Origin of the sequence: Marinimicrobium hydrolyticum (assembly GCF_030848505.1) — a bacterium.
Taxonomy (GTDB): domain Bacteria; phylum Pseudomonadota; class Gammaproteobacteria; order Pseudomonadales; family Cellvibrionaceae; genus JAVDDU01.
Map to the genome: position 1 here is coordinate 398,224 of NZ_JAVDDU010000002.1, position 15,279 is coordinate 413,502.

A 15,279-nucleotide genomic window follows, 5' to 3' on the forward strand; every position below is an offset into this window, starting at 1 on the left:
ACCGGCAACCTTATATACACAGGATCCAGGCCGATGATAAAAAAATCACTGTTGACCCGGTTGATGCTCATCTTAACGCTGATAATGGTGCTGATCTCCATTGCGGTGATTTTTGTAAATTATCGTCTGGTCGCCAGCGAGATGCAGGCGGAGTTCGAACACGATACCCAGGCTATGATCGAGCTGGCGAACTCTTCTTTGCAAGAAGCGGTATTCGCCTACGACTTCCAGCAAATTCAGGCCATCGCTGATTCCCTGGTCAACACCTCCATCATTACCGCCATTAATATTGTCGACCACCGCGGTCGCGAACTGGCTAGCGCACAAACCGGCCAAGGCGATGTGCATCGCAGCGGTGTTGCCGTGGGCACTGATGATAATCAAATTGGGCAATACGACATCAGCTTCTCCACGGCCGATATGGAGCGCTTGCTCGCCAGCCAAGTCCGGCAGAACGCGGTTGTGGTGGTCATTCTCTTGATCGTCAGCTTGCTGACCGTCTTCATTCTGACGAAGAAACTGATGCTCGGCCCAGTGGCTGAGGTTACCCGGTCTTTGGCCAGCATCGCCGACGGGGGTGGTGACCTGAGCCGCCGCCTACCCAGCGACAAAGGCGACGAGGTTGCCGCGCTCGCCCATAATTTCAATCGAGTCATGGAACACATAGCACAGATCATCCGAGACGTTATTGATGTAACTGATCAAGTGGATTTGAATGTGCATGCCATGACCAAGGCAACGGACAGCACCGCCGAAGCCAGCGCTCAGCAGAGCCGGGAAATCGAGCAGATTGCGGCGGCTCTGCAAGAGCTCTCCGCTTCAGCGGAAGAAGTGGCACACAACGCCAGCAACACAGCCGAGCACACGCGGGAAACCAGTACCCTGGCCGAAGAAAGTGACAAAGTGGTCGCGTCCTCAGCCATTACCGTGCAACAACTGACCGAACAAATCGAAGCCACAGCCAGCCGCATTCAATTGCTGCAAGACAGCAGTGGCAACATCGGTTCTGTGATGGAGGTGATTAACACCATCGCGGAGCAAACCAACTTGCTGGCCCTAAACGCCGCCATCGAAGCGGCTCGCGCAGGCGAACAGGGTCGCGGCTTCGCCGTAGTCGCGGATGAAGTACGCGCTTTGGCGCAGAAGACTCAGAAGTCCACGGAAGAGATCGGCCAAATCGTTACCCAGCTGCAGCGCGCAGCGGATGAGGCCCATGAGTCCATGCACAACAGTGTTAACTCGGTGAAAGAAACCACGGCGTCTTCGAAGAAAGTGGCCGAGTCTCTCGGTGCCATGCGTCAGAAGATCGACCGTATTAACGATATGAACCATCAGATTGCCACGGCATCTCAGGAACAGAACACGGTGGCAGGGGAGGTAAGTAAAATTATTACCACCATTCAAACCCTGTCGGAAAACGTGTCCCGGGATTCTCAGATCGTGCGAGACAACAGCACCGAGCTAGCTCGGGAAAGTACCGAACTTAAGAAGCAGTTGAATAACTTCAAACTTTAAAGGTGATAGCGCGCTCTCCTGTTGTGGGAGAGCGCTCCGCCACTTCCAGGCTCAGCTCTCGCCCTTCAAATTTTTTGTTTGAACTCAGTAGTCTCAGCTTACCAGGGGCGTGTAGGGTGTGTGTTCAGCAAGCCTCACAAGAGGGACCTTGTGAGGCAGTCCCCATGGATGGGTTCACGACGTTTGCTGAACACACACCCTGCGCGACCCTTGAGCTTGCTTACGAAGTAGCCGATTGGATTGTTTTTGTCCGAGCACACATAACTGAAAAACTCAGCCACCTAACGCGTATCAACGCACGAGAAAACTAATCAAAGTGCTTGCGCACCGTATTTAAAACGCCCTGTTGATAAAATTGCTGCAGACAGTTGGTAGTGGTCTCCACAAACACCGCTTCATCACGAAGATCTGTTCCAAAAACCTCGGTGATGGAGAGAACCTCTTTAACCATTCCTGCGGCATCGCCCTTGTGCTTATCACACGCTGCGCGTAATCGATTGGCCAAAGGGTCAGACACCTCAATGGCATTGCCCTGCTCATCGACGCCTGAAACGTAGCGAATCCACGCCGCCACCGCCAAACATATAATGTCAATGTGTCCGCCACCACGCAGTTGTTCTCTCGCTGTTTGCAAAAGTCGTTGCGGTAACTTTTGCGAACCATCCATAGCGATTTGCCAAGTGCGGTGCTTCAGCGCCGTATTGCGGAAGCGCTCCCGCAACTGCTCCTGGTAGTGCTCAAGATCAAACCCCTCCGGGGCGGACACCGTTTCGCCCGCCTCGCGTGCCATAAACGTGGCTATCAACTTTTCGAAAGCCGGTTCCCGCATCACTTCACTGATGTAGTCAAAACCAGACAGGTAGCCTGCGTAAGCCAGGGTTGAATGCGAGCCATTCAAAAGCCGCAATTTGATTTTTTCAAACTCACTGACGCTCGACACCAACTGCGCCCCGACCTGCTCCCAGGCCGGTCGGCCATCCACAAAGCGATCTTCGATCACCCATTGCGTAAATGGCTCGGCCACCACGACACCTTCATCCCTAAGGCCAATCCGCTCCGCCAGTTGATCCCGGTCCGCATCCGTAGTCGCCGGCACAATGCGATCAATCATGGTGCAAGGAAAGCAAGTATTTTCCTGGATCCATGTCATAAGTTCAGTGGAAAGTTCACGAGCAAACTGCAACACCACCTTTTCCAAAACTTCGCCGTTGTCGGGCAAGTTATCGCAACTCAGTGCGGTAAAACTTTTCAAGCCCGCCTGCTGACGTTTCTGTAAAGCAGCCACCAAGTAGCCCACAGCTGTGCGGGGTTTTTCAATATTATTCAGGTCGTGAATGATATCGGGGTTATTGAGGTTCAAATTGCCTGTTGCAGGATCGTGGCAATAACCTTTTTCGGTGACCGTCAGGGAGACTATTTTCACTTCTGGGGAGGCCATGGCGGCTACCAGGGCGCTGGGATCTTCCGGCCCCACAAGTACCGATTGAACCGCACCAATAACCTGCAGACGCTCGCCGTCGGTGGCGCGTTCCACGAGAGTGTAGAGCCCGTCCTGAGGAGCCAGTTGCTCGCGCACAGTGGGCGAGCGCAAGCTGGCACCGAGGATTCCCCAGTCACCACCGAAGCGATTCAGAACCGCTTCAGTGTAAAAAGCTTGGTGAGCCCTGTGAAAAGCGCCAATGCCCAGATGAACAATACCGGTCTTCATCTGAGCGCGATTGTAAGTGGGAACCTGAACGTCGGCTGGAAGTGCCGCCATGGAATTGTTTGAGAGTCGATTCATAACAGTGCTTTCCAACAGGTGAGCTAAATGTGTCGGGATGGTCACAGAAGCTCTAGAAACTGTCAAGAAACGGGCCTAAGGGCTCACCCTACAGTGGAATCGTCGCTAGAAACCCATCGGGTCCGGTGGTATATTTGTCGACCAATAACAATAGGAATACCTTCGCCGCCAAGGTGGGTGGGAGTCTTTCAGCGCCGTGACTTTTTCGGGAACGGAACCACCAGCATCAACGAACAGGCAGTTTTTATGGCACAGATAGCCGCTATCGGCGAAGTAATGATCGAGCTTTCTCCCTACCCTACTGCACCGGAGGAAACCAGGGAGATCAAGGCCCTGTCGTTCGCTGGCGACACCTACAACACGTCCGTCTATTTGGCCCGCCTGGGCCTTAAAACGCATTACGCTACCTTGCTCGGAGACGACCACTACAGCGAACAGATTCTTCAGTGCATGCACGATGAGGGCATAGGTGTAGACCTGGTAACTCGTACACCCGGGCGTAATCCTGGACTTTACATGATTCACAATTCCCCCGAAGGCGAGCGGGAATTTTTTTATTGGCGGCGTGAGGCGCCCGCACGGGAGCTGTTTTCCGATCCCACGGCCAGCGTAAAGCTGTACCAACAATTGGCCCAATTCGATTGTATCTACCTGAGTGGAATAACTCTGGCGATATTAAAAGACACTGCTCGGGAAAATCTGGTTGAGTGTCTGGCTAAGTTGCGCAGCAAAGGCGTTCGGATTGTATTTGATAGCAACTACCGACCGCGCCTCTGGAACAACATAGCCCAAGCTCAAAGCGCCATGAGAGCCGTGTTAGAGCATACCGATATCGCCTTACTGACCCTCGACGACGAATACCAGTTGTGGGGAGATGACTCCGTGGAGGGCTGCCAAAAACGCTACGCCAACTTAGAGCTTAACGAGCTGGTCTTAAAGCGCGGCAGTGAAGACACTGTAGTTATAGTGGATGGTCAAGTTGAACACGTCGCTGTGACTCCGGTGCAGCACGTCATCGATACCACTGGCGCTGGTGATACCTTTAATGCCGGGTACCTAGCGGCCCGCCTACAAGGGGAGAGTGCTGCAGAATCCGCCCGTCAAGGAAACCGCTGCGCTGGCATTGTTATTCAGCATCGCGGGGGTGTATTACCTAAAACGGTGTTCGAGACGGAACTGAATAAAGGTTAAGTTTGGCTACACGTTTTTCCAAGGGGCGCATTGCGCCCCTTTTTATTCGTACAGCCCGAATAACCGTGGCAGCGCTTCGCTCATAGCCGGGACATAAGTCACCAGCATCAACATGACAAACATTGCGAAGTACATGGGAATCAACGGCTTAAACATTTCCGCAATCGACGATTTGGCAATGCCCGCACCGACAAACAGAACACTACCCACCGGCGGCGTACACAAACCAATACACAGATTCATCACCATCATAATGCCGAAGTGCAAAGGCGACATGCCCAACTCAGTAACCACCGGTAGAAAGATGGGGGTAAAAATCAGTACTGCCGGGGTCATATCCATAAACACACCAACCGCCAGCAGAATCAAGTTGATGGTCAACAAAATCACTATGGGGTTGTCACTTAAGGCGATCAAACCATCGCTGATTGCCTGAGGAATGTTTTCATAGGACATAACCCAAGACATGGCCGACGAGGCGCCGATCAGCAACATAACAATGGCTGTCGTTTCCACTGATTTAATAAAGATACCCGGCAAAGCCTTAAACTCGACTTCGCGGTAGATGACAACCGCTAGCAGCAGGGCATACAGCACCGCAATCACACTGGCTTCTGTCGCCGTGAAAAACCCAGCCACTATGCCGCCTATTACAATGATAATCAGCAGCAGGCTGGGTATAGCATCCAGCGTTTTTTTCACCGCTTCACGGGCGGGAATTCTTTCCCCCACCGGGTAGCCCTTCTTCTTGGCCCAGATTCCGCACACCACCATTAGGCCCAGCATCATCAGTAGCCCGGGGATATAACCAGCAACGAATAGCGCGGCGATGGACACGCCGCCGCTGGCAAGAGAATAAATAATCAACACGTTACTGGGTGGAATCAGCAGACCGCTGGTGGAGGCGGTGGCGGTAAGCGCCGCGCCAAAGCCCCGGTCATAGCCTTCTTTCGTCATGGCCGGAACCATAAAACCGCCTACGGCAGACGTGGCGGCTACAGCGGACCCGGAAATAGCACCGAACAAGGTACAGCTGATGACGTTCACAAAAGCCAGGCCACCGGGGAGCATGCCAAAGAAAACCTTCGAGAATTCAATTAAACGCCGCGCAATGCCGCCCTGCCCCATCAGCAGCCCCGACAAAATAAAAAACGGAATGGCCAAGAGCGCAAAGCTGTTAATACCCCCAGCCAAGCGCTGAGCCATAGTCACCATGGCAGGTCCAAAATCGATGGTAAACAGCATGGTCAACAAAGTGGCAATGCCAATACTGAATGCGATAGGGACATTGAGCGCCAGTAGCACAACAAAGCTGACCACTAGAATTAGAATCGAAATTTCCATTATATTTTTATCTCTCGCTATTCTGTTCGCAAAGTTCACGCCTTCGGCTTTCGGGCCGACTCAGTCCACAGGCAGACCCTTATCTCCAGGCTCGGCAAGAGACTCGCCTCTGGATTTGCGAATGTTGTCCAACGCATACACGCAAATCAGTACCCCGCTAATAGGTAACACACTGTATACGTAGCCCATCGGGACCTGAAGCGCAGCTGAGGTCTGCCGTAAGTCCAACGTCAGCGCCACTAGCTGGATGCCACCGTAAACCATGACTAACGCTGCAAAAGCGAAGCAACATAGATTTGCGACTACATCAGCGCGCTGCTGGCCCTTGGGCGGTAGGTTAGTGATCAACAGATCCAGACCCAAGTGCGCTTTTTTCCGGTAAGCATAGGCTGCACCAAGGAGGCCAATCCAAATCAGTAGAAAGCGAGCCAGCTCTTCTGTGTAGGGACTGGGCTCATCAAGAATAAAGCGCGTAACCACTTGCCAAGTGACATCAAGAACCATAATCGCCAGTAACCCAGCGAGGAAATAGCTCAGCGCTTTGTCGATGGCTGCCATTATTCGATCAATCATATCGGCTCCTAATCCATTGCCTGGATACGCTGCAACAACTCATACACAGGCTCGCCGCGGTAAGATTCGTGCATGTCGGCGACCTTATCCATAAACTCGGACTTATCTGGATAGATAATTTCGACACCGTGCTCCTCAACCGCGCGCAATGCATGCTCAGTGGCTTCAGCCCACAGTTGCTTTTGGTACTCCACGGATTCGTCCATGGCCTGCTGAAGCCAGGTCTGTTGCTGCTCTGTGAGATTGTTCCAGATATAGCTGCTGATTAGCACCACATCGGGCACATAGGTATGTTCGTCAAGCGTGAAATAGTTACTGACTTCATAGTGCTTGGAAATGTAAAAGCTGGGCGGGTTGTTTTCGGCCCCATCGACAACGCCCTGAGACAAAGCCGTGTACAGCTCACCCCAGGAAATCGGTGTTGGCGAACCACCCAGTGCCCGTACCATGCGCATGGCCGTCTGGCTTTCCATGACTCGAATTCTCTGACCGGCCAAATCTTCGGGGCTGTACACGGGTCGGCGGGTGGTGTAAAAACTGCGGCTACCGGCATCGTAGTAGCCCAGCCCTCTCAAGCGCATAGCCTCACCAGCGACTAACAAATCCCGCCCGATATCGCTATCCAGCACTTGCCAAAAATGGTCATGGTCTCGAAACACATAGGGAATACTGAAGATTTGCATCCTTGGAACGAAACTTTCCATGGGCCCCGCCGAGACTTTGGTCATCGCCAAGCTGCCGATCTGCAACAGTTCGATGAGTTCACGTTCGGCGCCGAGTTGACCGTTGGAGTAGACATCCACCCGCATGGTGCCATCGGAAAGCTCCTCCAGACGTGCTCCCATATATTCCATGGCCAGATGAACCGGCGTACTCCGATCTAAGTCGTGCCCCATTTTCAGTACAACTACGTCGCTCTGCTGCCCGCAGCCCGTGAAAGCCAGGAGCAACGCCAAATAGGCGGCGACGCCCATACGGCGAGAGCGGAATAAACAACTTTTACGCATTACTGATTACTCATTGCCAGACTGTGCTGTAAGCCATCACTCTGAAGAGCGCACTTAGCAACCCGTCCGTTTTGGATGGTTGATTTCTTATAAGACGGAGTGTAGCCAGGGCTACACTCCGGGAAGTTTTCGCTAACTTGCTAATCTAAGTTTCTTAATATGGTTTCCACCATTTTCTTCGCATCTCCGAACAACATCATGGTGTTGTCCCGGTAGAACAGCTCGTTCTGCACGCCCGCATAGCCGGAAGCCATACTGCGTTTCACAAACAATACCGTGCGCGCTTTCTCCACATCCAAGACCGGCATACCGAAAATGGGGCTGGTCGGGTCGGTTTTCGCCGAAGGGTTGGTCACATCATTGGCACCAATCACAAAGGCCACATCGGCGGTCTGAAATTCGCTGTTGATATCCTCCAGCTCGAACACTTCATCGTAGGAAACGTTTGCCTCCGCTAATAAAACGTTCATGTGGCCCGGCATGCGGCCCGCCACCGGGTGAATGGCGTAGACCACTTTAACGCCCTCATCTTTTAGGGCATCACCCATTTCCCGCAACGCATGCTGCGCCTGGGCCACCGCCATGCCGTAACCCGGCACAATGATGACCTTGCCGGCGTTTTTCATAATAAAAGCCGCGTCTTCCGCGCTACCCTGTTTCACCGGACGGTCATCGGCTCCGCCAGCGGCGCCGGCGCTTGAGTCGCCACCAAAGCCACCCAGAATGACGCTGATAAACGAGCGGTTCATGCCCTTACACATAATGTAGGAGAGGATCGCCCCCGAGGAGCCCACCAGCGCACCCGTCACAATCAACGCATCGTTTTGCAGGGTAAAACCGATACCTGCAGCAGCCCATCCAGAGTAGGAGTTGAGCATGGATACCACTACAGGCATATCCGCCCCGCCGATGGGAATAATGATCAGCACTCCAATGACGAACGCGAGCGCGGTCATGGTCCAGAAGACCCAGGGGGTTTGCTCGAAGGCGAAAAATACAATCAGCCCCAGAATTATTAAACCCACCACAGCGTTCAGAAAGTGTTGACCCTTGAACGACACGGGCGCGCCGGAAACCAACCCTTGCAACTTGGTAAATGCAATCACGGAACCTGAAAAGGTAATCGCACCAATGACAGCACCCAGGCCCATTTCAATCCGGCTGGCGACAAAAATTTCTCCCGTGGCTTCGCTCAACAAGCCAAACGCCTGAGGATTGCTAAACGCTGCGCCAGCGACCAAAACGGCGGCCATACCCACTAGACTGTGAAAGCCTGCCACCAATTGCGGCATGGCTGTCATGGCAATACGGCGGGCGATGGTTACACCAATCACTGCACCCGTGGCCAGTGCCACCAGTATCCAGCTATAGGATTGCACCTCGGGACTTAACGCCGTCGTGAGCACGGCAATGAGCATACCCAACATGCCAAAGTAGTTGCCCGCTCGAGAGGTTTCCGGAGAAGACAGCCCGCGTAGAGCCATAATGAACAGTACGGCCGCTACTAGGTAGGCGAGCGAGGTGAGATCTGCATGAAGTTCTGACATGATTCCCTCCGGTTATTTTTTCTTTTTATACATGGATAACATGCGGTGGGTGACGGTAAAGCCACCGAAGATGTTGACCGCTGCCAGAGTCATAGCAATAAAGCCGAGAATCTTTGCCAGACTCACCTCCGCCGGGCCGGCGGCAATCAACGCACCGACGATGATGACGCTGGAGATGGCATTCGTGACCGCCATCAAGGGTGTATGCAAGGCTGGCGTCACACTCCAGACCACGTAGTAACCGACAAAAATAGCCAGAACAAAAATAAACAACTGGGAAACAAAATTGGCTTCCATGGGCGTCCTCCTGATTATTGTGGATCGCTATTTTGGAATGCGGAATGAACCACTTGGCCGTCGCGCGTAAGCGTGGTGGCTGCGACAATTTCATCATCCCAATTCACCTGTAGGGTGCCGCTCTCAGCGTTGATTAGAGGGGTGAGAAAGTTGAGTAGATTTTTGGCGTAAAGTGCGCTGGCATCGGTGGCCAAACGACTGGGAACGTTGAGGTGCCCCACAATGGTCACCCCATTGACGTCCACTACCTCACCGGGTTTGGACAGGGTGCAGTTGCCTCCCTGCTCTACCGCCAGGTCGACGATCACTGAGCCGGGCTTCATGCTGTGCACCATCTCGTCGTTGATTAGCGTGGGCGCCTTACGACCGGGAATCAACGCCGTGCAGATAGCGATGTCCTGCTTTTTGAGAGTGTCCGCTACCAGCTCCGCTTGTCGGCGTTGATAATCGGCGCTCATTTCGCGGGCATATCCACCCGAGGTTTCTGCAGCAGCGGTTTCTTCGCTCTCCACCATCACAAACTTTCCGCCCAGGCTTTCAACCTGCTCTTTGGCGACCGGTCGCACGTCGGTGGCGGAGACAATGGCACCCAGACGCTTAGCGGTTGCGATAGCCTGAAGCCCGGCCACACCAGCGCCCAACACCATAACCCTGGCTGGCGCGACAGTGCCCGCCGCGGTCATCATCATGGGCATCACCCGCCCATACACGTAAGCCGCTTCCAGCACGGCTCGATAGCCTGCCAGGTTGCTCTGGGAACTCAGCACATCCATCGTTTGGGCGCGAGTGATGCGAGGCACAAACTCCATGGTAAGGGCGTTCACACCGGCCTTAGCGTAGGCCTGAAGTGCATTTGGGTCGGAAAAGGGGGACAAGCTACCAACCAGCACAGCGCCCTTTTTCATCGCGGCCAGCTCATCGGGGCCTTCGTCCGAGGCCAAGAGGGGGCGTTGCACTTTTAGAACCACATCGGCGTCGCCGAGAACGGCTTGTAGATCTGCAGCTACTGTAGCGCCGGCGCTCTTGTAAGCCTCATCGTTAAATCGACTCGCCAGGCCAGCACCGGCCTCTACAATTACCTCCGCGCCCAAGGCGACGAGCTTTTTTACCGTATCGGGCGTAGCCGCGACCCGGTGCTCATGGGTTCGCCGCTCCTTTGGTATGGCTATCTTCATAACTAAGGTCCCCTGGTTTTATTGTCATATGTACCTTAAGTCACCCTATAGTACCAGCAGGATCCCTCGGTGGCACATGCAAACGAAAACGCATTTGCGACTTCGACAAGCTGACAACGCTGTCAAAGGCGCCCCTTACGCAGCGCACAATGGAAGTTATAGCCGAAATTACCAGACTTCGCTGTCCAGCCACCATCAGATAAAGCTTTATAACCAATTTCCAACACAAATCCAGGCCCAGCCACTACATTTTGAATGGTTTGGCTTTACAGCAGGAATCGATAAATTCCTGGTGGGACGGCATAGCCTCCACGGAACTTTTTATTACACTTCGAACATGCTGGAGCCTGCGTTCGGTTTCATCGTCTGGCAGCACATCCACCAGGGGGTGATAACCGGCGGGCTTGATTCGCTGGCCGTAAAAGACTTCCACCCAGCTCAACTCGTTGAACAGTTCGCTGTTGTAGCGAAATACCTGTCCGTTGAGTTTGAACAATTCAATCTTCTCCTTTAGGGAGTCAGGTATATCCATGTCACGGCAATAGCGCCAGAATTCGGAATCGTCTCGCTCTGTAGCCTTGTAATGCAGTATCAAGAAATCGCGGATACGCTCAAATTCAAAGTCCGCTTGCTTGTTGAATTGCGCCACTTCGATATCGGTAAAATCCGCACTCGGGAAAAGCGACATAAAACGAGCCAGAGAACTTTGCACCAGATGAATACTGGTGGACTCCAGCGGTTCCATAAAGCCGCTCGCCAAGCCCACAGCCAGGCAGTTCTTTTCCCAAAATTTTTCTCGCTTGCCGGTAACAAAATTCAGTTTACGCGGATCGGCAAGCGCCTCGGTTTCCAAATTGTTAAGTAAAATGGAACGAGCCTCGTCGTCATCCATGAACTTGCTGGAGAACACATGGCCGTTGCCGGTGCGATGTTGGAGGGGAATCCGCCACTGCCAGCCTGCGCTATGAGCCGTGGCGCGGGTGTACGAGGGCAGCGGATCAAGCTTCTTACTGGGAACGGCCCATGCGCTGTCACAGGGCAACCAGTGAGACCAATCCACATAGCCTACTTTAAGTGCCTCGCCGATCAGTAGCGCTCGAAAGCCACTGCAGTCGATAAAGAAGTCGCCCTCGATTTCCTCTCCCGATGCCAACACCACGGATTTGATGTAGCCGTCGGTTTCCCGCAGACGCACGTCGGTAATTTTTCCTTCGATACGTTTGACACCCCGCTCTTCGGAGTAGCCGCGCAAATACTTGGCGTACAGGCCGGCGTCAAAGTGAAAGGCGTGAGCGATATTGGAAAGAGGAGAGTTGCCAGCGTCCACTGAACGCATAAAGCGATTTTCAATACTGGCCGAGGAGCTCAAGCTGTAATCTTCAAGAGCATCCGCCTTACCCTGCTGACGCATCTTCAGCCAAAAGTGGTAAAACGGCAAAGATTCCATATCCCGGCCCACGTCACCAAAACCGTGGAAATAGCTATCGCCCACTTGGCCCCAATTCACAAACTGAATCCCAAGCTTAAAGGTACCTTGGGTTTGCCTGATGAATTCATCTTCATCAATTTTCAGCGTTCGATTGAACACCTGCAGTTGTGGAATGGAGGCCTCACCCACGCCGACGGTACCGATATCTTCAGATTCAACCAGCGTCACCTGACAGTATTCGGTGCTGAGAAAGCGCGCGAAGGTAGCGGCGCTCATCCAGCCGGAGGTACCACCCCCCACAATGACAATCTTACGGATGTTTCTGTTCTTCACGGACTTCACCTTTACTCGTTATATTCAGTCATTTGCGCCGCGCCAGAACGCACGATGCTCGGGCAAGTTAGCCGCAGCTGTTACCACGGCCTTCTGGATCTTCAAATTAAGTTGTTCAATATCACTCACGGATGCCGCCATGGCCAGTGGATCGACACGTTCGGGCCACAGCCCAAGCCCCAGGCATAAATAGACATGCCACGCTGCTGGCAGCACAGGGTTTTCAAAAAACGGCCATTTGCCTCGATGTTTAAAGAGTGCAAGAGAATAATGTAACTCGTCGGACAAAGCGGCTTTGCGGCTGTCAGTCCAAAACGCTTCCGTGCGGGTGCTTAGTTGGAAGTAAAGTCGAGTCGAATTGCGCACGTGCGCATAACCCTGAGCCACCACACGATTGTATTCTCTCGCCAAGGCCGCGTGCGCTTGTGCATCCGGCAAGTGGTCCAAGAGCCGCGAGAGCCCCAGCCATGCCAAATCCAGCTCAGAAACGCATGGCGAAGCCAATTGCATGGCCGCTGGCCCCACAGCGATACAATTGCCCATCCAAGGCTGAACTTGCAACACAGCGGCGCACGGCACGGCCTGTTCAACGACACATTCGCCCACCTCTTTCAGAACGTCGTCGCTCGCCCCATAAGCGCTGACAGTGATTCCGTTTTGACTCGGCACGCTTTTCTGCCAACCCTTAGCCAAGGCAGATACTGTGGAAATGGGCGCGTCCTCCACACTCTTCAAAGAGTAGTCATATCGAATTCGGGCCAAAAGGTCCGACTCGTAGGAGCGCCTTTCTCCCGGCAGACTACTGCGCAACTTTTGCTCTCGTGTCGTATCCACGAATAGATTCGCACTCAGCGACTGGCCATTGTCCAGGGTGAGTTTGTCAATGGTCGATACCTCCGAATGGATATTGACCTGCGTAACCACCTGATCGATCAACTGGACTCCGCTTTGGCGGCAAAGGTCCTGCAGCCAGGAACGCAGAGCTTGTGTATCCAGATTGCAACCCACTTTCAGGGTGCACAGGATAGAGCTGGGATCCGGCGAGGGTGCTGAGAATTTGCCTAGCTGAGCACTGGTCGCCGCTAGAGAATAGGCTTCCAGTGGCTTCACATCCTTACCTGCCTCCCGCAACCGCGACAGCGCTTGATGAAACTCTACCGCACCGAAAGTCGCCCCATAGTCCCCCATCGCATGGTAAAAGTCGGCGTTTGTTGAGCTCCAAGCGCAGATTCGATCTGCCAGCTTATACGTGGCGGCACAGCGGGCAGCAAACTGGGGTACATCGACCCCCAGAGTCTGCGCCAGGATCTGGAAGTCCGGGAGCATGGGCTGCCGTGCCGGGGCACAAGGGTGCTCACGATCCGTGCAGAGAATCACCTCGGTACCCTTCCCGTAAGTTTTTGAAAGCACCGCAGCCGCTAGCCAGGCGGCTACGTCGTTGCCCACTATGACTAAGCTCTCAGGGGGCATCACCTTCATGAGCGCCCCCCGTACAGACTCATTGTGGGTTTAGCGTTATTTTGTGACCCCCTGCCCAAAGCGGTAAGTGCCTCTGCGTGGCTGGGCAGCTTTGCGACGCTTTGCTTGAGGGCTGTGCTCATTTGCTCTAACTGAGCTTTGCTCTCACTAGGACTGGAATTCGCCAGGCGCGGGTCCAGATGGTCGGGGAGCAACCCCTGCCCCAGATAAACTGCCAGCCAGCTCGGCGCCATAAACAAGCCATTTTGGTATTCCACCACTTTTCCGCTGGCTCGAAAAAGATCGATCTTCTCCTCGAGGGTGGCAGGGAGCGACATGTGGGCACAGTAGCGCCAGAAGTCGCTGTCTTCGCGTTGATTCAAGCGGTAGTGCAGAACAAGAAAATCTCGAATCTTTTGATATTCATCACTCACCAATCGATTGAACTCCTGTTCGTTGACAGGATTAAAATCAGAGTCAGGGAGTAGTTCCATCAGTTTGTAGATGCCCACCTGAATCAGGTAGATACTGGTGGACTCAAGCGGCTCAAGAAAGCCACTGGAAAGGCCAATGGCGACACAGTTTTTGTACCAGCCTTTGCGACGCATGCCAGCTTTGAACGAAATTTTGCGCGGCTCAGCTAAGGCCTGGCCAGGCAAGTTATTCATTAGCGTTTTTTCGGCTGCTTCATCGCTCACATAGCCGGAAGCGTAAACATGGCCATTGCCCATGCGATGCTGCAGCGGAATTTGCCAGCGCCAACCCGCGGATTCTGCGGCAGAAATCGTGTAGGGGTTCGGCTCCTGAGTGTATTCACTGGGAACCGCCAAGGCCGTATCGCATGGAAGCCAGTGGCTCCAATCTTCGAAGCCCACTTTCAAGGCCTGACCCATCAGGAGTGCCCGGAATCCAGTGCAATCAATAAACAATTCACCGTCTACCCGGCGACCCGCCTCAAGTCGTAGAGCGGAAATAAACCCCGTCTCAGGATCCAGTTCAACATCTTCAATCCGCCCCTCGATACGCTCGACGCCGCGTGCCTCACAGTACTCGCGCAAGTAAGCGGCATAGAGACCGGCGTCCAGGTGATAGGCGTAAGAAAAGCTGGTGTATATGGAGGCTGGATCCGCACTTGGGTAGGCAAACTTTTTTTGTTTCGCCATCAATACGGCCAGCGAAAAATCGTCAAAATCTGCCACCCGCCGCCCAGCACGCAACCAATGGTGGTGAAATGCCACGTCATCCAGAGGAAAACCCTGGGCCGCAAACGGATGAAAATAGGAGCTGTCTGCCTGGCCCCAACCTTGAAAATTGATACCCAATTTGTAGGTCGCTTGAGTTCTAAGCATGAACTCATGCTCGTTGATGCCCAACATGTCGTTGAACACCCGGATGTGCGGGATAGTGGCTTCCCCCACCCCCACAGTACCAATCTGTTCAGACTCGACAAGGCATAAACGTGTCAGCGCGGGATTAATCACGCGAGCCAGGGCGGCGGCCGTCATCCACCCGGCTGTACCGCCACCGACTATGACTATTTTTCTGAGATTATTGTTCATAGCTAATACAGCGTAACCGAGGTAGCAGTGTCGCCCTCGCGAGCAAAAACGCCGACCCGAAAACGGCC

Annotated in this window: 12 protein-coding genes; 2 read left to right on the forward strand and 10 right to left on the reverse strand. The window is 53.7% G+C overall.

Annotated features, from left to right (window positions below; translation table 11 throughout):
* The first annotated feature begins 33 nt into the window (after positions 1 to 33).
* On the forward strand, positions 34 to 1,515 hold the full coding sequence (locus RBH33_RS04970; protein WP_306731036.1) for a methyl-accepting chemotaxis protein: 1,482 nt from the start codon (positions 34 to 36) through the stop codon (positions 1,513 to 1,515).
* 307 nt (positions 1,516 to 1,822) lie between these two features.
* Here RBH33_RS04970 and RBH33_RS04975 read toward each other — a convergent pair whose 3' ends face one another.
* Positions 1,823 to 3,298: a mannitol dehydrogenase family protein gene (locus tag RBH33_RS04975; protein WP_306731037.1), complete on the reverse strand. Its 1,476-nt coding sequence runs from the start codon at positions 3,296 to 3,298 to the stop codon at positions 1,823 to 1,825.
* Positions 3,299 to 3,544: 246 nt separating this feature from the next.
* Here RBH33_RS04975 and RBH33_RS04980 point away from each other — a divergent pair, with 246 nt between their 5' ends.
* The gene (locus tag RBH33_RS04980; RefSeq protein WP_306731038.1) at positions 3,545 to 4,489 is read left to right on the forward strand and encodes a sugar kinase; all 945 of its coding nucleotides are present in this window, start codon (positions 3,545 to 3,547) and stop codon (positions 4,487 to 4,489) included.
* A 42-nt stretch (positions 4,490 to 4,531) separates the two neighbouring features.
* Here the strand turns inward: RBH33_RS04980 and RBH33_RS04985 are convergent, their stop codons facing one another.
* The 9 genes from RBH33_RS04985 to RBH33_RS05025 form a co-directional block, all read right to left on the reverse strand.
* A complete protein-coding gene (locus tag RBH33_RS04985) occupies positions 4,532 to 5,833 on the reverse strand; it encodes a TRAP transporter large permease (protein WP_306731039.1) in 1,302 nt (433 codons plus the stop codon).
* A 60-nt stretch (positions 5,834 to 5,893) separates the two neighbouring features.
* Positions 5,894 to 6,406 carry a TRAP transporter small permease gene (locus RBH33_RS04990; protein WP_306731040.1) on the reverse strand — a complete coding sequence of 171 codons (513 nt, stop codon included), beginning with the start codon at positions 6,404 to 6,406 and terminating at the stop codon, positions 5,894 to 5,896.
* 8 nt (positions 6,407 to 6,414) lie between these two features.
* Positions 6,415 to 7,413 carry a TRAP transporter substrate-binding protein gene (locus RBH33_RS04995; RefSeq protein ID WP_373568227.1) on the reverse strand — a complete coding sequence of 333 codons (999 nt, stop codon included), beginning with the start codon at positions 7,411 to 7,413 and terminating at the stop codon, positions 6,415 to 6,417.
* Positions 7,414 to 7,553: 140 nt separating this feature from the next.
* Positions 7,554 to 8,960: an NAD(P)(+) transhydrogenase (Re/Si-specific) subunit beta gene (locus RBH33_RS05000; protein ID WP_306731041.1), complete on the reverse strand. Its 1,407-nt coding sequence runs from the start codon at positions 8,958 to 8,960 to the stop codon at positions 7,554 to 7,556.
* A gap of 12 nt (positions 8,961 to 8,972) precedes the next feature.
* Positions 8,973 to 9,257: an NAD(P) transhydrogenase subunit alpha part 2 gene (locus tag RBH33_RS05005; protein WP_306731042.1), complete on the reverse strand. Its 285-nt coding sequence runs from the start codon at positions 9,255 to 9,257 to the stop codon at positions 8,973 to 8,975.
* A 14-nt stretch (positions 9,258 to 9,271) separates the two neighbouring features.
* Positions 9,272 to 10,432 carry a Re/Si-specific NAD(P)(+) transhydrogenase subunit alpha gene (locus RBH33_RS05010; RefSeq protein WP_306731043.1) on the reverse strand — a complete coding sequence of 387 codons (1,161 nt, stop codon included), beginning with the start codon at positions 10,430 to 10,432 and terminating at the stop codon, positions 9,272 to 9,274.
* Between the two features lie 244 nt (positions 10,433 to 10,676).
* A complete protein-coding gene (locus RBH33_RS05015; RefSeq protein WP_306731044.1) occupies positions 10,677 to 12,194 on the reverse strand; it encodes a tryptophan halogenase family protein in 1,518 nt (505 codons plus the stop codon).
* 24 nt (positions 12,195 to 12,218) lie between these two features.
* A complete protein-coding gene (locus tag RBH33_RS05020; protein ID WP_306731045.1) occupies positions 12,219 to 13,673 on the reverse strand; it encodes a tryptophan 7-halogenase in 1,455 nt (484 codons plus the stop codon).
* The gene (locus tag RBH33_RS05025; protein ID WP_306731046.1) at positions 13,670 to 15,211 is read right to left on the reverse strand and encodes a tryptophan halogenase family protein; all 1,542 of its coding nucleotides are present in this window, start codon (positions 15,209 to 15,211) and stop codon (positions 13,670 to 13,672) included. The genes RBH33_RS05020 and RBH33_RS05025 overlap by 4 nt, the downstream gene beginning before the upstream one ends.
* Positions 15,212 to 15,279 lie beyond the last annotated feature (68 nt).